The 21380-nt window shown below is 56.0% G+C and carries 21 protein-coding genes; 9 read left to right on the plus strand and 12 right to left on the minus strand.

Annotated features, from left to right (window positions below):
- Positions 1-86: 86 nt before the first annotated feature.
- Positions 87-1286, minus strand: coding sequence for a tyrosine--tRNA ligase (gene tyrS, locus RX972_RS27340; RefSeq protein ID WP_122395513.1), 1200 nt, complete (start codon positions 1284-1286; stop codon positions 87-89).
- Positions 1287-1501: 215 nt separating this feature from the next.
- Between tyrS and RX972_RS27345 the strand changes: the two genes are divergently transcribed.
- Complete coding sequence (locus tag RX972_RS27345) at positions 1502-2938, plus strand: peptidoglycan DD-metalloendopeptidase family protein (RefSeq protein ID WP_099268449.1); 1437 nt, start codon at positions 1502-1504, stop codon at positions 2936-2938.
- Between the two features lie 3 nt (positions 2939-2941).
- Entirely contained in the window at positions 2942-4036 is a 1095-nt protein-coding gene (locus RX972_RS27350) for an anhydro-N-acetylmuramic acid kinase (RefSeq protein ID WP_099268450.1), read from the plus strand.
- A gap of 57 nt (positions 4037-4093) precedes the next feature.
- Here the strand turns inward: RX972_RS27350 and erpA are convergent, their stop codons facing one another.
- Positions 4094-4444, minus strand: a complete 351-nt coding sequence (gene erpA, locus RX972_RS27355) for an iron-sulfur cluster insertion protein ErpA (RefSeq protein ID WP_027900658.1) — start codon at positions 4442-4444, stop codon at positions 4094-4096.
- A 168-nt stretch (positions 4445-4612) separates the two neighbouring features.
- Positions 4613-5647, minus strand: coding sequence for an N-acetyl-gamma-glutamyl-phosphate reductase (argC, locus tag RX972_RS27360; RefSeq protein ID WP_316880229.1), 1035 nt, complete (start codon positions 5645-5647; stop codon positions 4613-4615).
- Between the two features lie 133 nt (positions 5648-5780).
- On the opposite strand from argC, the gene hemJ reads away from it, so the two are divergent.
- The 5 genes from hemJ to coq7 all read left to right on the plus strand — a co-directional run bounded on the left by hemJ (position 5781) and on the right by coq7 (position 9175).
- Positions 5781-6203, plus strand: coding sequence for a protoporphyrinogen oxidase HemJ (hemJ, locus tag RX972_RS27365; protein ID WP_231673298.1), 423 nt, complete (start codon positions 5781-5783; stop codon positions 6201-6203).
- A gap of 70 nt (positions 6204-6273) precedes the next feature.
- Positions 6274-7125, plus strand: coding sequence for a DUF805 domain-containing protein (locus RX972_RS27370; RefSeq protein ID WP_316880233.1), 852 nt, complete (start codon positions 6274-6276; stop codon positions 7123-7125).
- A 60-nt stretch (positions 7126-7185) separates the two neighbouring features.
- Positions 7186-7974, plus strand: a complete 789-nt coding sequence (locus tag RX972_RS27375) for an SDR family oxidoreductase (RefSeq protein WP_316880234.1) — start codon at positions 7186-7188, stop codon at positions 7972-7974.
- Positions 7975-8066: 92 nt separating this feature from the next.
- On the plus strand, positions 8067-8405 hold the full coding sequence (locus RX972_RS27380) for a histidine triad nucleotide-binding protein (RefSeq protein ID WP_027900662.1): 339 nt from the start codon (positions 8067-8069) through the stop codon (positions 8403-8405).
- 122 nt (positions 8406-8527) lie between these two features.
- Complete coding sequence (gene coq7, locus RX972_RS27385; RefSeq protein WP_231668019.1) at positions 8528-9175, plus strand: 2-polyprenyl-3-methyl-6-methoxy-1,4-benzoquinone monooxygenase; 648 nt, start codon at positions 8528-8530, stop codon at positions 9173-9175.
- A 64-nt stretch (positions 9176-9239) separates the two neighbouring features.
- On the opposite strand, the gene speD is transcribed toward coq7, so the two are convergent.
- Complete coding sequence (gene speD, locus RX972_RS27390; protein ID WP_027900664.1) at positions 9240-10040, minus strand: adenosylmethionine decarboxylase; 801 nt, start codon at positions 10038-10040, stop codon at positions 9240-9242.
- A 238-nt stretch (positions 10041-10278) separates the two neighbouring features.
- The gene (locus RX972_RS27395) at positions 10279-10701 is read right to left on the minus strand and encodes an OsmC family protein (protein WP_027900665.1); all 423 of its coding nucleotides are present in this window, start codon (positions 10699-10701) and stop codon (positions 10279-10281) included.
- A gap of 205 nt (positions 10702-10906) precedes the next feature.
- Between RX972_RS27395 and crp the strand changes: the two genes are divergently transcribed.
- The gene (gene crp / locus RX972_RS27400; protein ID WP_122706939.1) at positions 10907-11551 is read left to right on the plus strand and encodes a cAMP-activated global transcriptional regulator CRP; all 645 of its coding nucleotides are present in this window, start codon (positions 10907-10909) and stop codon (positions 11549-11551) included.
- A 161-nt stretch (positions 11552-11712) separates the two neighbouring features.
- Here the strand turns inward: crp and RX972_RS27405 are convergent, their stop codons facing one another.
- From RX972_RS27405 to RX972_RS27420, 4 genes are read right to left on the minus strand one after another with little or no spacing between them, the layout of a single operon-like run.
- The gene (locus RX972_RS27405) at positions 11713-12420 is read right to left on the minus strand and encodes a lipoyl protein ligase domain-containing protein (protein ID WP_316880241.1); all 708 of its coding nucleotides are present in this window, start codon (positions 12418-12420) and stop codon (positions 11713-11715) included.
- A 43-nt stretch (positions 12421-12463) separates the two neighbouring features.
- Positions 12464-13303, minus strand: coding sequence for an indole-3-glycerol phosphate synthase TrpC (gene trpC / locus RX972_RS27410; RefSeq protein WP_099268455.1), 840 nt, complete (start codon positions 13301-13303; stop codon positions 12464-12466).
- Positions 13300-14349, minus strand: coding sequence for an anthranilate phosphoribosyltransferase (trpD, locus tag RX972_RS27415; protein ID WP_316880251.1), 1050 nt, complete (start codon positions 14347-14349; stop codon positions 13300-13302). Before trpD ends, trpC begins: the two co-directional genes overlap by 4 nt.
- 21 nt (positions 14350-14370) lie before the next feature.
- Positions 14371-14970, minus strand: coding sequence for an aminodeoxychorismate/anthranilate synthase component II (locus RX972_RS27420; protein WP_027900670.1), 600 nt, complete (start codon positions 14968-14970; stop codon positions 14371-14373).
- Positions 14971-15447: 477 nt separating this feature from the next.
- On the opposite strand from RX972_RS27420, the gene estP reads away from it, so the two are divergent.
- The gene (estP, locus tag RX972_RS27425) at positions 15448-17376 is read left to right on the plus strand and encodes an esterase EstP (protein ID WP_316880246.1); all 1929 of its coding nucleotides are present in this window, start codon (positions 15448-15450) and stop codon (positions 17374-17376) included.
- A gap of 446 nt (positions 17377-17822) precedes the next feature.
- Here the strand turns inward: estP and trpE are convergent, their stop codons facing one another.
- The 3 genes from trpE to rpe all read right to left on the minus strand — a co-directional run bounded on the left by trpE (position 17823) and on the right by rpe (position 20862).
- Positions 17823-19298 carry an anthranilate synthase component I gene (gene trpE / locus RX972_RS27430; protein ID WP_316880248.1) on the minus strand — a complete coding sequence of 492 codons (1476 nt, stop codon included), beginning with the start codon at positions 19296-19298 and terminating at the stop codon, positions 17823-17825.
- A gap of 74 nt (positions 19299-19372) precedes the next feature.
- A complete protein-coding gene (locus RX972_RS27435) occupies positions 19373-20191 on the minus strand; it encodes a phosphoglycolate phosphatase (RefSeq protein ID WP_316880250.1) in 819 nt (272 codons plus the stop codon).
- On the minus strand, positions 20188-20862 hold the full coding sequence (gene rpe, locus RX972_RS27440) for a ribulose-phosphate 3-epimerase (protein ID WP_027900674.1): 675 nt from the start codon (positions 20860-20862) through the stop codon (positions 20188-20190). Before rpe ends, RX972_RS27435 begins: the two co-directional genes overlap by 4 nt.
- Positions 20863-21380: the final 518 nt, after the last annotated feature.

Genomic DNA, 21380 nt, shown 5'->3' on the forward strand with positions numbered 1-21380 from the left:
TATCAAGGAGTTTTTCGTTCTGTCTGCGCCAGAAGAGGTGCGAATTATAGAGAGATTAGAGAGGCCGTCAACCCCTATTTCACGCTTTATTCCAAAACGAGCGTAATACGCCCGAAAGCCTTCTTCCCAGCCTGGCAAACATGAGTCGCTCCCACCTTAAAGACGAACGAGCGATCAACAACTTCACCATCTATACGCACGCCACCCGAAGCAAGCAGATCCCGGGCGACTGCGGAGTTCTTAACCAGCCCTGCCTTATTAAGGACGGCTGAGATCGGCATATCTTCAGGAGCACCTACCGATATTTCCGGCAAATCGTCTGGCAGCTCGCCTTCCTTCATACGATTACCCGCAGAGCGGTGCGCACTAGCAGCAGCTTCTTCACCATGGAAACGGGCGACGATCTCTTCAGCCAGTTTGATTTTGATGTCGCGCGGGTTTGCACCCTTCTCACAATCAGCCTTGAAGCCGTTGATCTCTTCCATAGAGCGGAAGCTCAGGAGCTCGAAGTAACGCCACATCAATGCATCCGGGATCGAAACCAGCTTGCTGTACATAACGCCCGGCGCTTCCTGGATACCTACATAGTTACCCAGCGACTTGGACATCTTCTTCACACCATCCAGACCTTCCAATAGAGGCATGGTGAGGATGCACTGCGCTTCCTGCCCATAGGCGCGCTGCAACTCGCGCCCCATCAGCAGATTGAATTTCTGGTCGGTACCACCCAGCTCGACATCGGAACGAAGAGCGACAGAGTCGTACCCCTGCACCAACGGATAGAGGAACTCGTGGATAGCGATTGGCTGGCTGCTTTTATAGCGCTTGTCGAAATCATCACGCTCAAGCATCCGCGCCACGGTGTACTGCGACGAGAGACGAATGAAATCCGCAGGGCTCAGCTTGTCCATCCACGTAGAATTGAAAGCCACCTCAGTCTTGGCAGGATCAAGAATCTTGAATACCTGGGATTTGTACGTCTCGGCGTAGTCGAGAACCTGCTCACGGGTCAGCGGAGGACGCGTGGCGCTTTTGCCACTTGGATCACCGATCATGCCGGTAAAGTCGCCAATCAGAAAGATGACGTGATGCCCCAACTCCTGGAACTGACGCAGCTTATTAATAAGCACGGTATGACCCAGGTGCAGGTCAGGTGCCGTAGGATCGAACCCGGCTTTAATACGCAGCGGTTGACCACGCTTGAGCTTGGCCACAAGCTCGGCCTCAACCAAAAGCTCATCTGCCCCACGCTTGATCAGCGCTAGCTGCTCTTCAACCGACCTCATATCCATCCCCTACAAATAGCCGTTTTCAAAAGGGGACCAACCATACAAGATCAGCGCCCAATTACAAGTTTTGCCCAGCATTGCGGGACGAATCGAAAGCCGATTCATCCGCAGGGTTGCTTCGCACAGGTTTTGGTTATATTTTATACAGTTATTTCATCTTCATCATGTCATTCATCTTTTCCAATTCATCTTTTTTCAAAGTCAAATTACCTATGATAGACACGCCGCCTAAAGCGCCACCGCTTTATCCCAAGACTCACCTGCTCGCAGCCAGCGGCATCGCCGCCCTGTTAAGCCTGGCGCTCTTGGTTTTTCCCTCAAGCGAAGTCGAAGCTAAAAAAACCGTTTTGAATCTTGATATGGAAGCGCCTGCTGATCAAAGCGCACCTAACCAAGACGCTCTGGAAACGACTGAAGCCACACATTCGGCAACAGATTCTCCATTCGCCCAGATCGACAATGGCGATGAGCAAACTGAGAGCAATGCGGCCAATGAACCCCAGCCCACCGCAGACAGCGCAGTGGCGGCTGCTGCACCCAAGAATCCCAACCATCGGGAAGTTACCGTAGCCAGAGGGGACACCCTGTCCACTCTGTTTGAAAAGGTAGGCCTTCCAGCTGCGACCGTGCATGAAGTCATGGCCAGTAATAAGGAAGCCAAACAATTCAGCCGCCTGCAGGATGGCCAGGTCCTGCAATTCGAACTGACGCCAGAAGGTCAGTTGAAGCAACTGCACACCAAGCTCAGCCAGCTGGAAAGCATCAGCTTGTCCAAAACGGACAGTGGCTTCACGTTCAATCGTGAAATCAGCAAGCCAGACGTGCGTACGGCCTACATACACGGCGTGATCACCAACTCCCTGTCACAGTCCGCACAGCGTGCAGGCCTTTCGCACACCATGACGATGGACATGGCCAACATCTTTGGCTACGACATCGACTTCGCTCAGGACATCCGTAAGGGTGACGAATTCGACGTCATCTACGAGCAGAAGGTCATCAACGGCAAAACGGTAGGCACCGGCAATATCCTTTCTGCCCGCTTTACCAACCAGGGCAAGTCCTACTCCGCAGTTCGTTACACCAACAAACAGGGCAACACCAACTACTACACCGCCGACGGCAACAGCATGCGCAAGGCCTTCATCCGCACGCCCGTTGACTTCGCCCGCATCAGCTCAATGTTCTCCATGGGTCGCAAGCACCCCATCCTGAACAAGATCCGCGCGCACAAAGGCGTCGATTATGCAGCGCCACGCGGTACGCCGATCAAAGCTACCGGCGACGGCAAGGTACTGCTGGCAGGCCGTCGCGGCGGATATGGCAACACGGTAATCATTCAGCACGGCGATACGTACCGTACGCTGTACGGTCACATGCAAGGCTTTGCCAAAGGCGTTCAGACTGGAAGCACCGTCAGACAAGGTCAGGTGATCGGCTATATTGGTACTACCGGTCTGTCGACAGGCCCGCATTTGCACTATGAGTTCCAGGTAAATGGCGTGCACGTCGACCCTCTGGGTCGTAAATTGCCGATGGCGGATCCGATCGCCAAATCCGAAAAACAGCGGTTCATGCAGCAGAGCCAGCCATTGATGGCTCGTATGGATCAGGAAAAGGCCACCATGCTGGCCTCGAGCAAACGATAAGCCATGGCCTTCTTTTATATAGGTGTGATGTCCGGCAGCAGTCTCGATGGGATCGATATCGCCCTTGTTGAGCAGGATGACCGGCCAAGACTGTTGGCAACTCACTACATCCCGATGCCGGAGGACTTGCGCGCCGAGTTGCTAGGGCTTTGCTCCAGCGGACCGGACGAGTTGGCTCGTGCAGCGATCGCTGAACAGAAGTGGGTTCGCCTGGCAGCTGAAGGCGTACTGACGCTTCTGACCCAACAAGGTATGGTCGCTGGCCAGATTCGCGCCATCGGCAGCCATGGCCAGACCATCCGCCATGAGCCCGCTCGAGGTTTCAGCATCCAGATCGGCAACCCGGCGCTGCTGGCTGAGCTGACCGAGATCACCGTAGTCAGCGATTTCCGTCGCCGCGACATCGCGGCTGGTGGTCAGGGCGCACCTCTGGTTCCCGCGTTTCATGAGGCGCTGTTCGACGACAATAAAGACCGTCGTGCCGTTCTCAACATTGGCGGTTTCAGCAACCTGAGCCTTATCGAACTGGACAGGCCGGTAACCGGCTTTGACTGCGGCCCAGGCAACGTTTTGCTTGATGCGTGGATTCAGTCGCAGCGCGGTGAAGGTTTTGATCGTGACGGCGCATGGGGCGCAAGTGGCAAAGTTGATCCTGCCCTGCTGAAAGCGCTACTCAGCGATCCGTTCTTCCTGACCAAGGGTCCGAAGAGCACAGGACGGGAGGTGTTCAACCTCGGCTGGCTGCACCACCATCTGTTCCAGCTGCCGACGCTTTCTGCCGAAAACGTACAGGCGACATTGATGGAGCTAACCGCTCTGTCGATTACAGAATCCCTGCAATCGGCTCAGTCGGAAACCAAGGAGCTGCTGATCTGTGGCGGCGGTGCGCACAACGTGGCACTGACCAATCGCCTGGCGGAATTGCTCCCTAATACCAAAGTCAGCAGTACGGCCGCCTTTGGTGTTGACCCTGACTGGGTAGAAGCCATGGCGTTTGCCTGGCTGGCGCATTGCTGCCTGGAAGGCGTGCCTGCCAACCGTCCGACCGTCACGGGCGCTCAGGGTCTGCGAGTGCTGGGCGCTATCTACCCGGCCTGACTCCAGACAAACAAAAACGCCGCGCATTTGCGCGGCGTTTTTATGTGTGCAGGACAATCAGATCGAGAACGAAGACCCGCAGCCGCAAGTAGTGGAAGCGTTAGGGTTCTTGATAACGAAACGCGAACCTTCAAGACCTTCCTGATAATCCACTTCAGCACCCGCCAGGTACTGAAAGCTCATTGGATCGACCACCAGGCTTACGCCTTCGCGCTCAACGATGGTGTCATCGTCGGCGACGTCTTCATCGAAAGTGAAACCGTACTGAAACCCGGAACAACCGCCGCCAGTCACGAATACACGCAGCTTAAGGCGATCGTTGCCCTCTTCATCGACCAGGGTCTTCACCTTGTGCGCAGCACCATGGGTGAATTGCAAAGCCGTTGGAGTGAAGGATTCGACGCTCATGTTAAATATCTCCCGGCGCTAAGCCGTCATAATGCGTAATGACGCGCATTATCCGCTTCTCCGAGAAAATTGGTCAACTATTCCAGAGCAGCGGCAAGTTTCAAGCCTCAAGCTACAAGTGGTCGCACCAACCTCTTGAAGCTTGAAGCTTGAAGCTAAAAACTGCTTCTAGGGCATCATCCCGGCATGGGACAGACCCAGCGTCTCGTCCAGCCCAAACATGATGTTCATGTTCTGTACGGCCTGGCCCGAGGCACCTTTGACCAGGTTGTCGATAACCGAGAGGACCACGACCAGATCCCCGCCCTGCGGACGATGGACCGCAATACGGCAAACGTTGGCACCGCGCACGCTGCGGGTTTCCGGATGGCTGCCAGCAGGCATCACATCCACGAACGGCTCGTTGGCATAACGCTTCTCGAACAGCGCCTGCAGATCAACTGACTTATCGACGACTGTGGCGTACAGCGTGGAGTGAATACCACGGATCATTGGCGTCAGGTGTGGGACGAAGGTCAGACCAACATCGCCGCCAGCCGCGCGACGCAGCCCTTGGGTGATTTCTGGCAAGTGACGATGGCCCTTGACCGCATAAGCCTTGAAGCTTTCATTGGCCTCGGAGTACAGCGAGCCGATGCTCAAGCCACGACCTGCCCCGCTAACACCGGACTTACAGTCGGCAATCAGGCGCGTGTTATCGGCAAGCCCGGCTTCCAGCAATGGCAGGAAACCCAGTTGCGTGGCGGTTGGATAGCACCCTGGCACAGCAATAAGGCGAGCCTGCTTGATTTGCTCACGGTTAACTTCCGGCAAACCATAAACTGCATCCTTGAGCAGCTCCGGCGCGCCGTGAGGCTGACCGTACCACTTCGCCCACTCCACGGAGTCTTGCAGACGGAAGTCAGCAGACAGGTCGATGACCCGAGTGCCGGCATTCAAGAGTTCGCCTGCAAGGGAATGCGCGACGCCGTGAGGCGTAGCGAAGAAGACGACGTCACAGGCACCAAGCGTTGCAATGTCAGGCACGCTAAATGCCAGGCCATCATAATGGCCGCGCAGATTAGGGTACATATCAGCAACAGGCAGACCTGCCTCGGATCGAGAAGTAATAACGACCACTTCAGCTTGCGGATGCTGTGCCAACAGACGCAGCAACTCGACACCGGTGTAACCCGTGCCGCCGACGATACCGACCTTGACCATAACCTGCCCTCAACGTACCAACTGGAAAGCCGTCGATAATATGGGCCTGGCGCGTCTGCGACAACCGACAACGTGACGTATGGGCGCTCAAGCCACTACTATTTGCATACCGTGAACCTGGGAATAACTAAAAATGCTTTTATGGATCAAGGCTTTTCATATCGTTTCAGTGGTCTGTTGGTTCGCAGGGCTGTTCTACCTGCCAAGACTTTTCGTTTACCACTCCATGAGCGAGGACGCGGTCAGCCGTGAACGCTTCTGTACCATGGAGCGTAAGCTGTACCGGGGAATCATGGGCCCGGCGATGATTGCGACATTGATTTTTGGCATCTGGCTTATCGCTTTGGTGCCGGGGTACATGAGCCAGGGCTGGATGCATGCCAAGCTCACACTGGTCGTTCTGCTGATCGGTTATCACCACGTATGTGGCGCACAGGTCAAACGCTTCGCTCGTGGCGAAAATGGCCGTAGCCATGTGTTTTACCGCTGGTTCAACGAAATTCCTGTATTGATCCTGCTGGCAGTCGTCATTCTGGTGGTGGTTAAACCTTTCTAATCTTCTGACGGGACCGTCTGCTCTTCCGTAGCCGGTCCGCGTTGCCCTTCTCACGACAAGGAAGCCAAGCATGACCACCCCGCTGTTCAAGATTGTGTTCGAAGGGCAGTTGCGTAACGGTGTTGAGTTGCAAACTGCCAAGCTCAATCTTGCTAGCCTTTTCAAGAGTGAAGTCACCGCTGTAGACAATCTGTTCAGCGGCAAGCCCGTCGCCCTCAAGCGAGGGCTGACTCAGGCCGACGCTCAGGTCTACCTTAAAGCGCTTAACGATGCTGGTGTCGAGGCGCGCATCGAAAGTGACCCCGTAATAATCCTGAACATTGAAGAGGTAGAAGATACCTCGCCGACGCTACAGTCCTCTGAGCCAGTGCCGACTTCGCCATACGCACCACCTCGCGCAAGTGTCATAGATGACGAGACAAAACAATCAGAACTGAAAATCTTCAGCTTTCAGGGGCGAATTGGGCGTGTACGTTACCTGGCGTGGATATCAGTGCTGGTTGTCACAGGCTTTATTGCTGCAGGCATATGTTCAGTGATCATGAGCGCCTCTTTGGTTGGCGGCGGCTTGTTGCTGGCGATTGTCGGAGCGGCATTCTTCCTGGTTGGCCTTCAGATAGGTGCTCAACGGCTGCACGATGCAGGATGGTCGGCGTGGCTGCTGTGTTTATACCTGGTGCCCTACATAGGCTTTGTGTTGCCTCTACTTCTGATTTTCGCCCCGGGCAACAAGGGAGCCAACCGCTATGGCCCGCCGCCGCCCCCTAATAACCGTGGCGTCATCCTGCTGGCATGCATGTGGATTCTGTTCATTGGCGTGTCCGTGATCACCACACTGACTGGTGGGTTCCTTTCACTGAAAGAAGAGCTGTCGGACGTCACCACACAATATGAGCAGTCACTGCCTGATGACGATCAATAGCCTGTCGTCCAGACCCTGGACTAAACTCCGCGGCCCGCACTACGTTCAACGGAGAACCGCATGACCCGTTACGCCTTGATCACCGGGGCAACCAGCGGAATTGGCCTGGCCATGGCCGAAGCCTTGGCGCGCAGAGGACGGAGCCTGTTACTCGTCGCCCGTCAGCGCGATCAGCTGGAAACGATCGCCATTGAACTGACTCAGCGTTTCGGCGTAGAGGTACTGATTCGCGCCTGCGATCTGGGCGAACCCTTGCGCCTGTCAGGTTTTCTGCTGGAACTGGAAGAAGAAGGTGCGCACCAGATCGACCTGCTGGTCAATTGCGCCGGTATCGGAACATCCGGTCCATTCCTGGCCCAGGACTGGGGATTGGAGCAGGACCTGATTGACTTAAACATTTTGGCCCTCACCCGCCTTTGCCACACGGTCGGTAATTTGATGGCGCTGCAGGGTGGCGGACAGATTCTCAACGTTGCATCTGTGGCTGCGTTCAGCCCAGGCCCGTGGATGAGCGCTTATTACGCAAGCAAAGCTTACGTGCTGCATTTCTCGGAGGGGCTGCGTGAAGAGGTCAAGAAGAACGGGATCAAAGTATCGGTCTTGTGCCCAGGCCCAACACGCACCAGCTTTTTCCGTACAGCCCAACTGCAAGTGGGCAAAAGCGGCAACGAGAAAATGATGAGCCCCGAAGAAGTGGCGCTTTACACCGTTCGCGCGCTGGCAAAGAACCGCGCAGTGATCATTCCTGGTTGGCGTAATCGATTGATCACATTCAGCCCCAGACTGGTCCCACGTTGGGTAAGTCGCAATATTGCCGGGCTGATCAACAAGTCCGTGTGCTCGCGCTGACCGACAAACACTGGGCGCGCGCCGGTCCCCTCAGTACACTCGGTGCAGTCCATTCATCTGCACGTTCCATCCACCACAAGGAGCAAATGGCTGTGGATACTTTGTTCACCAAGATCATCAACCGCGAAATACCGGCGAAGATCATCTACGAAGACGATCAAGTGCTGGCCTTTCACGACATTGCCCCCCAGGCACCGGTCCACTTTCTGGTTATCCCGAAGAAACCGATCCGCACGCTTAATGACCTGACCGAAGAAGACAAAGGTCTGGCCGGTCACATTCTGTTCACCGCGCAACGTCTGGCGAAAGAGCTGGGCTGTGAGGATGGATTTCGTGTGGTCATGAACTGCAATGAGCTGGGCGGTCAGACCGTCTATCACATTCATATGCACGTTCTGGGTCAGCGTCAAATGAACTGGCCGCCAGGTTAATCCGGATATTCAAACACTTGCGGTACGGCTGGAGGCCTCCACGGCTCTAGCCAGCTGATCCAGCTCAAGCCTCATCTGGCGGATTGGGGTAGACTGGCCCCATGGTTTTTCCGGAGGTGCCCATGGCTACCGAACGTCACTACTCCCCTATCGACCGTATCCTTTTACAGGCCGACGCTGCGATGCGCACGCTGTTGCCGTCCAAGGGTTACTCCTCACGTCCCTCGCCAGCTCTCGTCCAGCCCGATGTCGCAATGAGCGACGTTGATACCCGACACGTTGCGGGCCTTATGCGTATCAACCACACAGGTGAAGTGTGCGCCCAGGCGTTGTATCAAGGGCAGGCACTCACCGCCAAATTGCCCGATATACGCAAAGCGATGGAGCATGCCGCAGAAGAAGAGATTGACCATCTGGTCTGGTGTGAACAGCGCATTCACCAGTTGGGCAGCCATACCAGCGTACTCAATCCACTATTTTACGGCTTGTCCTTCGGCATCGGTGCCGCAGCAGGGTTGATCAGCGACAAGGTCAGCCTGGGTTTCGTCGCAGCGACCGAAGATCAGGTCTGCAAACACTTGAATGAGCACCTTGAGCAACTGCCGGCCGAAGACGAAAAGTCCCGTGCGATTCTTGAGCAGATGCGTGCCGACGAAGAACACCACGCACAAAGCGCGCTGGATGCAGGCGGCTTCCGCTTCCCGGCGCCGGTCAAGTTCGGCATGAGCGTGCTGGCCAAACTCATGACCAAAAGCACTTATCGTATTTAAACCCGATAAATCGCGAGCACAAAAAAGGCGCCCTCAGCAGGCGCCTTTCTTTTTGCATTGAATCCTAGACGGCGACGTTAACGTTGCGGCCGTAGAAGATTTCCAGCATTTCGTGTTTGACCTTGGCGGTCACCTGATCACGTTGCACCGGGGACAGATTGCTGGTCGCGTCGCCGAACAGGTAGTTATCCAGTTCGAAGTTCTTGAGCAGCATCTTGGTGTGGAACAGGTTCTCCTGATACACGTTCACGTCAGTCATCTGGTAACTGTTGCGCGTGTCTTCAGAGAGGTAGTTCTGAATCGAGTTGATCTCATGGTCGATGAAGTGCTTCTTGCCTTCAACGTCACGGGTGAAGCCGCGCACACGATAGTCGACCGTCACGATGTCTGATTCGAACTTGTGAATCAGGTAGTTCAGCGCTTTAAGCGGTGAAATCACCCCACAGGTTGACACGTCGATGTCCACACGGAAGGTCGCGATACCGTCAACCGGGTGAATTTCCGGATAGGTATGGACGGTGATGTGGCTCTTGTCGAGGTGCGCCAGAATGGTTTCCGGCAGCGGGCCCGGCGACTCTTCGATCTGGCTTTCGGTAGGCGTCACCGGCTGCTCGGAAATCAGAATAGTCACGCTGGCGCCTTGAGGATCGTAATCCTGGCGGGCGATGTTGAGGATGTTGGCGCCAATGATATCGACGACATCGGTCAGAATCCGCGTCAGGCGTTCGGCGTCGTACACACTGTTGATGTACTCGACGTAAGCCTGCTGGTCCTGCGGGGTTTCCGCATAGCAGATGTCATAGATGTTGAAGCTCAAGGTCTTTGTCAGGTTATTGAACCCGTGGAGCTTGAGTTTGCTTTTCACCGTTAAAAACTCTCTATATATGTGCGGCCCAAGCCACGTGATCAAGCATGCCCGTCAGTTGAGCGAAGCTCAGCTGCGTAGGACGGTTAACACCTCTTCGCGGTGGCGATTTTGGTTGTCTGGTCGGGAGCGGCCGCAAACAACCTGCGCATCCTGCTCCCTGAAAAAGGGGCGCATTATGCAGACGTCAGGAGCTGTCTGCCAGAGTGTGCGCCGCTTTTATGATAATTGGGTGTCGTTAGCCCAATTCAATGATTTCGTAGTCGTGAGTAATCTCGACCCCGGCGTTGCCGAGCATGATCGAGGCTGAGCAGTATTTCTCGGCGGACAGCTCGATGGCGCGCTTGACCTGAGCTTCTTTCAAGCCACGGCCCTTCACCACGAAATGCAGGTGAATTTTGGTGAATACCTTTGGGTCTTCAGTGGCGCGTTCGGCTTCCAGAAAGGCCTCGCAGCTTTCTACTGGCTGGCGCGACTTCTTCAGAATGCTGACCACATCGAAGTTGCTGCAACCGCCGAGGCCGATCAGCACCATCTCCATAGGGCGCACGCCCAGATTGCGACCGCCACTCTCGGGCGGGCCGTCCATCACCACTACGTGACCACTGCCGGATTCACCGAGGAACATGGCTTCACCAGCCCATTGAATGCGTGCTTTCATCGCCAGGGGCTCCAATGCTGAAAAGGCGGCCAGCTTAGCACAGCGCTCGCCACGCTCTGAACGTACCGAGAAATTCCACTTTAAGACCAACCTGTAGGAAATTTCCGAAATGGTCTCAAATGAGATCCAAAAAGCTGGCTAAATGCAATCTGCTGCCGATAACGCTAACAATGCCTCCGGCGATGTACTTTTTCAGGACAAAAGAATGCTAGCTATTCCCCTGTCATCAAAGACCAAGCACCTGGAAAAGTTTCTGGCTCACGCCCAGCGTCGCCGCTATTCGGCCAAATCCAACATCATTTGTGCAGGGGATCGTTCCGAGTCCTTGTTCTTCATCATCAAAGGCTCGGTCACCGTGCTGATCGAAGATGATGAAGGCCGCGAGATGATCGTTGCCTACCTGAACTCCGGAGATTTCTGCGGCGAGCTTGGGCTTTTCGAACCTGTCGGAAATGAAAAAGAGCGCAGCGCCTGGGTGCGTGCCAAGACCGAGTGCGAAATTGCTGAAATCAGCTACAGCAAATTCCGCGAGATATCGCTGCTGGAACCGGAAATCCTCTACGCCCTTGGCGCCCAGATGGCCGAACGTTTACGCAACACCACGCGCAAGGTTGGCGACCTCGCCTTTCTCGATGTCACTGGCCGTGTCGCCGGTACGCTGCTGGATTTGTGCAAGCAGCCGGATGCAATGACTCACCCTGACGGCATGCAGATCAAGATCACGCGCCAGGAAATCGGACGTATTGTGGGATGTTCACGAGAAATGGTTGGCCGGGTGCTCAAAGCGCTGGAAGAACAGAAACTGGTCCACGTCAAAGGCAAGACGATGGTGGTGTTCGGTACGCGTTGAGAAGCCAATCGGGGGCTATCGCTGAATCACCCATAGGCATGGATTGAAATCTTATCTCCCGTGGGAGCGAATTCATTCGCGAAAGCGGTATCTGAAGCGATAGATATGCATTGAATGGACTGGCCTCTTCGCGAATGAATTCGCTCCCACAGGTCGTGGGCTCACCTTTGCTCCGATAACAGCGAAAGTCCTTCCTGATAGGTCTGCGCCAACCTCTCCAACACACCCTCAACCGCAAACGCCTCGCGCAATGCAATATGGCTGTCGGCTCGCACGCGCTGATCAAGCTCGCAGATTTCGTTGAAGCGATTAACGGCGGCGACCATTTCATGCCGTTCGTTATCGACCAGCAATGCACCGTGGGCAAGTACGACAGGCCTCAGCCCACCTTGGCTCTGGCGCCATCGCTGGGCGGTGCCGACCATCTTGCGGCCATCAAGGTTGACGTTGAAGCGACCGTCACAAAACGCACCCTCCACTTCGCCTAACGAAGCAGCACCACCCAGCTCATTCAAAACATCCAGAATCGGCTGACATAGACGGCGATAGGCGAGTTCGATACGGTCGCGATCCGGGTCACTTGCAGGCTGGGCGTAAACCAGGGCGATGTTCACCGTGGCTGACGACTGCGGAACCGGCTCACCTCCGGTTTCCCGCAACAGAATTGGCCAGCCGCTGTCAGCCAGTGTTTCGCTGGCCTCTACAAATCCGGGCAAACGGCTCATGCGGCGAGGCATCACCAGCGCTCGATCGCTCGGTCGCCAGAGCAGTAATGCAAAATCGGAATTCCCGTCACAGACTGAGGCAAGCAAGTCCTGCTCGGCTTTCAGGCCAGCTTCGACGCAGATATCAATCACCGAACCAGACATGTTGATCCTCTGTAAAACCTGTCGAAGCAAAGCCGAGGAATGATCAGTCCAGGGTAGAGCTGCGCACCGGAGGCGTACCGCGCTCAGGGAAGAACAGACGCTGCAGTTCATCACCCGGATGCTCGGCGCGCATGAACGCTTCACCCACCAGGAAGGAATACACATCGCTGATTTCCATCAACTCGACATCGGCACGGTTGAGAATGCCGCTTTCAGTGATGACCAGACGATCACGAGGAATACGCGGGAGCAAATCCAGCGTGGTTTCCAGGCTCACTTCGAAGGTGTGCAGGTTGCGGTTGTTAACGCCGACCAGTGGCGTGTCGAGGGTTTTCAATGCGCGCTCCAGCTCATCGCCGTCGTGCACTTCAACCAACACGTCCAGCCCGACGCTTTTCGCGACCGAAGCCAGCTCAGCCATTTTCACGTCATCCAGCGCAGAGACAATCAGCAGCACACAATCAGCGCCAAGGGCGCGGGCTTCAATGATCTGATAGGGATCAATCATGAAGTCCTTGCGGATCACCGGCAGCTTGCACGCAGCACGCGCCTGCTGCAGATAAGCATCAGCACCCTGGAAGTAATCGACATCGGTCAGCACCGAGAGGCAGGTCGCCCCGCCCTTCTCATAGCTTCGGGCGATGTCGGCAGGTACGAAGTTCTCGCGAATCACGCCCTTGCTCGGCGATGCCTTTTTAATTTCGGCAATGACCGCCGGCTGCTTGCGCTTGGCTTGCTCAATCAACGCGTTGGCGAAGCCGCGAACCGGGTCAGCCGCTGCAGCCAGCTTCTCTACTTCAGCCAGGCTGACGGAAGCACTGCGAGCTGCCACCTCCTCGGCCTTACGGGCAAGAATCTTTTCCAGAACTGTTGGCACGCTCATTCTTCATTCTCCTGCTTGAATACCGCGGTAAAGGCACCCAATTCTTCAAGCTTCTCCCGGGCCAGGCCGGTATGAAGCGCATCGTGAGCCAACTCGACACCTTCTTTAAGCGTGTAGGCATGATCAGCAGCATAAAGCGCTGCGCCCGCATTCAGCACGATCATTTCGGCCGCTTTTTGGCCATGTTCGGTATTACGACGACCCAGCGCATCGCGGATCAGAACCAGCGAAGCTTCAGGGCCATCAACGCTCAGGCCAAACAGGCTCTGGCTTTTCATGCCCAGATCCTCAGGCTGCACCCAATATTCGGTGACTTCGCCGTTTTTTAGTTCAGCCACGAACGTCGGTGCAGCAAGACTGAACTCATCCAGGCCATCCTGCGAATGCACCACCAGTACATGCTTGCTGCCCAGACGAAGCAGAACTTCGGCCAAGGGGCGGCACAGGGCCTGACTGAATACGCCCACCACTTGATGGCGCACACCGGCCGGATTCGTAAGCGGGCCGAGCATATTGAACAGGGTACGCAAGCCGAGATCGCGACGCGGGCCTGCGGCATGTTTCATTGCGCCATGATGAGCCTGGGCGAACATGAAACCGATGCCCACGCTGTCAATGCAGCGCGCCACTTGTACCGGCGTGAGATTGAGGTATACGCCAGCCGCTTCCAGCAAATCAGCGCTACCGCTCTTGCCCGAGACTGCGCGGTTGCCGTGCTTGGCGACGGTACAACCGGCTGCGGCAACCACGAAAGAAGACGCCGTCGAAACGTTGAAAATGTTAGCGCCGTCACCACCGGTGCCCACTACGTCTACAACGCCATCGAGGGTTTTCAGCTCAACCTTGTCGGCCAGCTCGCGCATGACCGAAACCGCACCGACAATCTCATCGATGCTTTCGCTCTTCATGCGCATGCCCATCATGAAAGCGCCAATCTGCGCTTCCGTGCACTGCCCGGTCATGATGGCGCGCATGACGTCGCTCATCTCGGCGGTGCTCAAATCCAGATTATCGACAACACGCCCCAGAGCGGTCTTGATGTCCATTGGCTTAGTCATAACGAATCCTTAACCCTGACGGGTGCCGCCGGTTTGCTTGAGGAAGTTGGCGAACAGCTCGTGGCCCTGCTCGGTCAGAATTGATTCAGGGTGAAACTGGATCCCCTCGACGTTCAGTGTCTTGTGGCGCAAGCCCATGATTTCGTCTCTCGAACCATCTTCCAACGCAGTCCAGGCTGTCACTTCGAGGCAATCAGGCAGGGTGTCGAGTTTGACAACCAGCGAGTGATAGCGGGTAACGGTCAGAGGGTGATTCAACCCTTCGAACACGCCGTGATCCTCATGAACCACCGGGCTGGTCTTGCCGTGCATGACCTGACGGGCGCGCACAACGTCACCGCCGAACGCCTGACCAATCGACTGATGCCCAAGGCATACACCCAGAATCGGTAGTTTGCCCGCAAAATGTTTGATCACTTCCAGGGAGACGCCTGCTTCATTCGGCGTACAAGGGCCAGGCGATACCACAATGCGCTCAGGGTTGAGGGCTTCGATCTCGGCAACGGTCAATTCGTCGTTGCGGATCACCTTAACGTCGGCACCCAGCTCACCGAAGTACTGCACGACGTTGTAGGTAAAGGAATCATAGTTATCGATCATCAGCAGCATTTGGCTTAAACCCATTGAATTACTGACTATTTTTTCAACCTTCAAAATCGCTGCCGATTGAGTGCCCGCTAGTGTAACGACCGGCGGTTGGCCCGGAAAAGCGGCAGGGCGGAGTTTTAAAGGCGTATCAGGAGGTCCGGACAGGCCGGAAGAGAATAAGTCAGGCGCGCCAACGCCAGCGGGCGTGAGCCTTGATAACGCGCATCAAGAGTTTGCTGACGATCAACACAGGGGAGGTCTCATTTTTACGTTCCGGCACATTAGCGTACCGGGCCATGGCGTGCAATATCACATAGCCTGAGGAGGAAGAGCAAAATCCATGTCTTGAGTCATTAAATCGCCAGCACTGTAAAGCAGCGGGTACAAATCGATCGCCATAATCACCGTCGGGCGGTTAATGACTTTTTGGCCTATCGTTGGTGGTCCAGCTAGCTACTTTTTCGTAAAGCCATAAAAACAACAACTAGGACTCCGACAATGTTCAGACCCCGACGGTTTACGGCGCTTGCCGCCAGCCTGCTTGTTTACGCTTGCCCTTCCAGCTGGGCAGCCACTTCGCCTTATTCAACCATGGTGGTGTTCGGTGACAGTCTGGCCGATGCCGGACAGTTTCCCGATGCCGGTGGCCCAAACGGGGCGACATTACGCTTCACCAACCGCACCGGCCCGACTTACAGGGACGGTAGCGGTGAAGTTTTCAGCCTGAATTCATCGACCTTGCTGGGCATGAAACTCAATATCGCGCCGGGAGACCTTGCACCGTCTACATCACCCGTCAACGCAGCGTCAGGTTTGGCAGATGGCAACAACTGGGCGGTCGGTGGCGATCGCACCGATCAGGTGTATGAGGCGATCACCTCCGAGTCCAAAGTGATTGACCCGGACGACGGTACGGTGTTTCGCACTCGTCCGGGTTATCTGGTGGCCAATAACTTCCGGGCCGACCCCAACGCGTTGTACTACCTGACAGGCGGAGGCAACGACTTCTTACAAGGTCGGGTACTGAGTCTGTCGCAATCTCGTGACGCGGCTGACCGTCTGGCGGACAGCGCGCAGGTGCTGCAACAAGCTGGGGCGAAATACATCATGGTCTGGCTGCTGCCGGATATCGGCCAGACGCCAGCAGTGTCGGGCACAATCCTTGAACCTATCACCTCGATCCTCAGCGGGGCGTTTAACGCGCAACTGGTCAGCCGACTTGCGCAAATCGATGCCGAGATTATCCCGCTGAACATTCCGCGGCTTCTGTCTGAAACGCTGGACGACCCTGCACGATTTGGCCTGGCGGCAGGCCAGAATCTGACTGGCACTTGCTTCAATGGCAATAGCTGCACTGAAAACAGCACCTATGGTCTGAACAGCGCGACACCAGACCCCAGCAAGTTATTGTTCAATGACGGCGTGCATCCGACAGTGACCGGGCAGCGATTGATTGCCGACTATGCGTATTCATTACTGGCAGCGCCTTGGGAAGTCAGCCTGCTGCCAGAGATGGCCAACGGCACGCTACGTGCGCAACAGGATGAACTGCGCAGCCAATGGCTAGCGGATTGGGGTAATTGGCAGGGAGTCGGGCAGTGGCGTGCGATTGTCGCCGCAGGTGGTCAGAAAATGGACTTTGATGCACAGGACAACTCAGCCAATGCTGACGGTCATGGCTACAACGTGACCGTTGGCGGCAGTTATCGACTCGCCGATCATTGGCGAATCGGTCTGGTTGGCGGAGCTTATCGGCAACAACTGGACGCCGGGGATCGGGATTCGGACTACAAACTCAATAGTTATCTGGCGACTGCCTTTGTCCAGTATCAGGCGAACCATTGGTGGGGTGATCTTGCTGCCTCAGGTGGACATCTGGATTACGAGAATGCCGAGCGCAAATTCGCACTGGGTATCAGCCAAGGGAATGAGAAAGGCGATACGGATGGTGAAATCTGGGGAGCCAGTACAAGACTGGGATTTGATATCGCGGGCGCCAACAGCCCTTGGCATTTATCGCCCTTCATCAGCGCGGACTACGCATATGTGAGCGTGAATGGCTATTCGGAAAAAGGCACTCGCTCAACGGCACTGACCTTTGATGAACAGACTCGCAAGTCACGACGCCTGGGTGCTGGTTTGCAGGGCAAGTTTCAGGTCACCCCAACGACGCAGCTGTTCGCCGAAGTAGCGCATGAGCGGGAGTTTGAAACTGATCAACAGGAGGTGACCATCGCCTTGAACAGCCTGCCGCTCAATGACTTCACCCTTGAAGGCTACACGCCGCAACGAGATCTGAACCGCGCCACACTTGGCGTCAGCCAGAAACTGACCCGAGACCTGACGCTACGCGGCGGGTACAACTGGCGCAAGAATGATGATGTCACCCAGCAAGGGATGAATCTGGCAGTGAGTCTGGATTTTTAAACAGCCCCCCCCCTGTGGGAGCGGTGCTTGCCCGCGATAAGAGTGACGCGATCTAAAGTGGACCGCGTCCAGCCTTATCGCGGGCAAGCACCGCTCCTATCAAACATCACTCCAATAATGGATTTGAAACGCGGACCTTGTAGGAGCTAACTTGTTGGCGAAGCGGAATTTCTGACGATGCGGGTCCGACGTCTCGCCAACAAGTTGGCTCCTACACAGGCTGTGTGAAAACCTCACGAGCCAATTAGCTGGCTAAAAAACGCTCAAAAAACCGCGCTCCTACGTGAGTTTGAGGTCTGTGACCCACACAAACTTTTAAAGATTTCACGTGAGCGCGCGCAGTTTGTTTTTGTCTGAGGGTTTTCACACAGTCTGTACAGGTCACCCGTTTGCTGCGCGACAGCGCGGTGTCAGGGATACCGGGACCACTCCCACAGGGTTAAGCCTCACTGCTCCTGCTCAGCCAGCGCCACGGCGCGGAACATCGCCCGGCGTTTGTTCAGGGTTTCTTCCCATTCCAGCGCAGGCACCGAGTCAGCCACGATGCCGCCACCGGCCTGTACATGCAGTTCGCCGTTCTTGATGACCGCGGTCCGGATCGCAATCGCGGTGTCCATGTTGCCGTTCCAGGCCAGATAACCCACAGCGCCGCCGTAGACGCCACGTTTCACAGGCTCCAGTTCGTCGATGATTTCCATGGCGCGGATCTTCGGTGCACCGGACAAGGTGCCTGCTGGCAAAATCGCCCGCAGTGCATCCATCGCCGTCAGGCCGCTTTTCAACTGACCGGTAACGTTGGAAACGATATGCATCACGTTGGAGTAACGCTCAATGACCATTCTCTCAGTGAGCCGGACCGAACCGATTTCCGAAACACGGCCAGTATCGTTGCGCCCCAGATCGATCAGCATCAAGTGCTCGGCGATTTCCTTGTCATCGGACAGCAGGTCTTCTTCCAGCGCCAGATCAGCTTCTTCGTTCGCACCGCGAGGGCGGGTGCCGGCAATCGGGCGAACGGTGATCAGGTTGTCTTCAACACGCACCAGCACTTCCGGAGAACTGCCAACCACGTGGAAATCGCCAAAGTTGAAGAAGTACATGTAAGGCGTCGGGTTGAAGCAGCGCAGTGCCCGATACAGATCAATCGGTGCAGCCTTGAAGTCAATGGACATACGCTGCGACGGAACCACCTGCATGACGTCGCCCGCCAGGATGTATTCCTTGATGGTATCGACTGCCCGCTCGTAGTCATCCTGGGTGAAACTTGAGCGGAATACCGGATCAGCCGCTTGCGGCCGGGTCAGGTCCAGGCCACGACGCGGAGTGATGGGCTGACGCAGTTGTTCCATCAGTTCGTCGAGACGGGCCAGGCCGTTTTCGTATGCGTCCTGCTGGGCCGGGTCGACCAACACGATAGCGTGCATCTTGCCCGCCAGGTTATCGAACACGACGACGGCATCAGACACCATCAGCAGGATATCTGGCACGCCCAACGGATCAGGATTCGGGCATTTGCCGAGGCGCTTCTCGACATAGCGAACACAGTCATAACCGAAGTAACCCACCAGCCCGCCGTTGAAACGTGGCAGGCCAGGAATGGTCGGCACGTTGTAACGCGCCTTGAAAGTTTCAACGAACGCCAGCGGGTCTTCGGTCTCAAGATGCTCGATCTCGACGCCGTCGTGAGTGACACGAACATCGTGATCGTGAACGCGCAAGACCGTGCGGCATGGCAAACCGATGATCGAGTAACGGCCCCATTTCTCGCCGCCCTGCACCGACTCCAGCAGATAGGAGTTCGGTTGGTCGGCAAGCTTGAGGTAGATCGATAGCGGCGTGTCGAAGTCGGCCAGGGTTTCGTAGGCAAGCGGGATGCGATTATAGCCAGCAGCAGCCAAACGCAGGAATTCTTCGCGATTCATCATCAGCCTCATTGGTGAGGGTTAGCAGTCAGGTAAGCAAACAGTGCCGGTAAACGTATCCGGCCGGATTCAAGTCAGGCGCGCCAACGCCAGCGGGCCAAGGCCTTGATGACTTTCATCCAGAGTTTGCGAGTGACCACCACGATGGAATCTCTAAAGGAGGGATCTTTGATTTCCGGCAACAGTATCCCAGCGTCCAGATCCAGGCAACCGGGAATCAGACGTCGCAGGTCATCAATGACCAGCGCCGGGGACTCTTCTTCAATCGGTCGACCATGATTGTAGCCGTAGCTCATGGCAACACAGGGCACACCAGCGGCTTTGGCGGCCTGCACGTCGCTGCGTGAATCACCGACGAACAGCGACTGCGAGGCTGGAATATTGGTCATCTTCATGACAAAGAACAGCGCCGCCGGATCAGGCTTTTTCGTCGGCATGGTGTCGCCACCGATGATCAGGCGGAAAAAACGGCCCAGTTTCATCTCATCCAGCAGCGGTGCGACGAAGCGCTCCGGCTTGTTGGTGATCAGCGCCATCTCCACGCCCATCTTCTGCAGCCACTTCAGGGTTTCACGAACGCCAGGATAGACCGTCGTGAACTCATGCTTTTCGGCATAGAACTTCATGAAGATTTCCAGCGCCTGCCCGGCCTGGGCATCATCGACGCCACTGTGGTCCAGGTCATTGGCCAGAGCTCGGCGTACCAGAACAGGCGCACCGTTGCCGATCCAGTTTCTGACCTGCGCCAGACCGGCCGCAGGACGACCCAGTTCAAGCAGCATTTTGTCCACCGCCACAGCCAGATCGGGTACCGAATCCACCAAGGTGCCGTCCAGATCAAACATGATCAGCTTTGGCAGGCGCCCCGGAAACAGTTGCTCAAAGCCGCTCATGCGCGGGACAGCGCCAGTTCTGCGCGCATCTTGTCGATGACTTGCTTGTAGTCCGGGGTATTGAAGATGGCGGAACCGGCGACAAAAGTGTCAGCACCGGCGGCGGCGATCTCACGGATGTTGTTCACGTTTACGCCACCGTCGATTTCAAGACGGATGTCGAGACCCGAGGCATCGATCAAGGCACGTGCCTCACGCAGTTTGTTCAGCGTCCCCGGGATGAATTTCTGACCGCCAAAGCCAGGGTTGACGCTCATGAGCAGGATCATGTCGACCTTGTCCATCACGTACTCCAGCAGGTTCAGCGGAGTCGCCGGGTTGAATACGAGGCCCGCCTTGCAACCGCCCTCTTTGATCAACTGCAACGAGCGATCAATGTGCTGCGTCGCTTCCGGGTGGAAAGTGATGTAGCTGGCACCCGCCTCAATGAAATCGCCGATGATGCGATCCACCGGGCTGACCATCAAGTGCACATCGATGGGTGCCGTCACGCCATATTTACGCAGCGCCGAGCACACCATCGGACCGATGGTCAGGTTCGGCACATAGTGGTTGTCCATCACATCGAAGTGAACAATGTCGGCACCAGCGGCCAGTACAGAGTCAACTTCCTGACCCAGACGGGCGAAGTCGGCGGAGAGAATCGATGGAGCAATGAGGAAGGGCTGCATGACGCACCTTTTTGAACAGAATCACGGTGGCGCGCATTGTACTCCAAGACTTTCTGGAAAACTCCAACCCCGGCAGGAGCGAACTTGTTCGCGAGGCATTCGATCAGTCAGCTCAACCAAAACAGGTACATCGCCTCGCCAACAAGTTGGCTCACAGAGTGAACACGGTGTCCCCCCCGTAGGAGCTGAGCTTGCTCGCGATGAACGATGATGCCGTGTGGCCATGCAACCGAGTCGCCAATATCGCGGGCAAGCCCGGCTCCCACAGGGATTTGCGATCCGCCTGAAACGGTTGTCTGTGGGAGATTCTATGTTGGCCTGCAAGCGTTGATCCCGGTGGGAGCGAATTCATTCGCGAAAGCGGCGTTTCAAGCACTAAAAACTTTTCGGATGTACCGGCCTCTTCGCGAATGAATTCGCTCCCACATAGACCGCGTTTTACCGTAATTGGATGGACTCGCCCAAGCCGAGGCGTCAGTAGCGCCACGGTGGCATTCTTAAGAAGCCAACGACAGCGA

This window comes from Pseudomonas syringae group sp. J309-1 (assembly GCF_032582135.1).
In the GTDB taxonomy this organism is placed as follows: Bacteria; Pseudomonadota; Gammaproteobacteria; order Pseudomonadales; family Pseudomonadaceae; genus Aquipseudomonas; species Aquipseudomonas quasicaspiana.

Coding starts and splice junctions, on each gene's coding strand:
- RX972_RS27350 (WP_099268450.1), top strand. CDS start 2,942: ATGGCCTTCTTTTATATAGGTGTGATGTCCGGCAGCAGTCTCGATGGG.
- RX972_RS27345 (WP_099268449.1), top strand. CDS start 1,502: ATGATAGACACGCCGCCTAAAGCGCCACCGCTTTATCCCAAGACTCAC.
- RX972_RS27435 (WP_316880250.1), bottom strand. CDS start 20,191: ATGAGCGGCTTTGAGCAACTGTTTCCGGGGCGCCTGCCAAAGCTGATC.
- RX972_RS27375 (WP_316880234.1), top strand. CDS start 7,186: ATGACCCGTTACGCCTTGATCACCGGGGCAACCAGCGGAATTGGCCTG.
- RX972_RS27420 (WP_027900670.1), bottom strand. CDS start 14,970: ATGCTGCTGATGATCGATAACTATGATTCCTTTACCTACAACGTCGTG.
- tyrS (WP_122395513.1), bottom strand. CDS start 1,286: ATGAGGTCGGTTGAAGAGCAGCTAGCGCTGATCAAGCGTGGGGCAGAT.
- RX972_RS27370 (WP_316880233.1), top strand. CDS start 6,274: ATGACCACCCCGCTGTTCAAGATTGTGTTCGAAGGGCAGTTGCGTAAC.
- argC (WP_316880229.1), bottom strand. CDS start 5,647: ATGGTCAAGGTCGGTATCGTCGGCGGCACGGGTTACACCGGTGTCGAG.
- erpA (WP_027900658.1), bottom strand. CDS start 4,444: ATGAGCGTCGAATCCTTCACTCCAACGGCTTTGCAATTCACCCATGGT.
- estP (WP_316880246.1), top strand. CDS start 15,448: ATGTTCAGACCCCGACGGTTTACGGCGCTTGCCGCCAGCCTGCTTGTT.
- hemJ (WP_231673298.1), top strand. CDS start 5,781: ATGCTTTTATGGATCAAGGCTTTTCATATCGTTTCAGTGGTCTGTTGG.
- trpD (WP_316880251.1), bottom strand. CDS start 14,349: ATGGACATCAAGACCGCTCTGGGGCGTGTTGTCGATAATCTGGATTTG.
- trpC (WP_099268455.1), bottom strand. CDS start 13,303: ATGAGCGTGCCAACAGTTCTGGAAAAGATTCTTGCCCGTAAGGCCGAG.
- RX972_RS27405 (WP_316880241.1), bottom strand. CDS start 12,420: ATGTCTGGTTCGGTGATTGATATCTGCGTCGAAGCTGGCCTGAAAGCC.
- crp (WP_122706939.1), top strand. CDS start 10,907: ATGCTAGCTATTCCCCTGTCATCAAAGACCAAGCACCTGGAAAAGTTT.
- RX972_RS27395 (WP_027900665.1), bottom strand. CDS start 10,701: ATGAAAGCACGCATTCAATGGGCTGGTGAAGCCATGTTCCTCGGTGAA.
- coq7 (WP_231668019.1), top strand. CDS start 8,528: ATGGCTACCGAACGTCACTACTCCCCTATCGACCGTATCCTTTTACAG.
- rpe (WP_027900674.1), bottom strand. CDS start 20,862: ATGCAGCCCTTCCTCATTGCTCCATCGATTCTCTCCGCCGACTTCGCC.
- trpE (WP_316880248.1), bottom strand. CDS start 19,298: ATGAATCGCGAAGAATTCCTGCGTTTGGCTGCTGCTGGCTATAATCGC.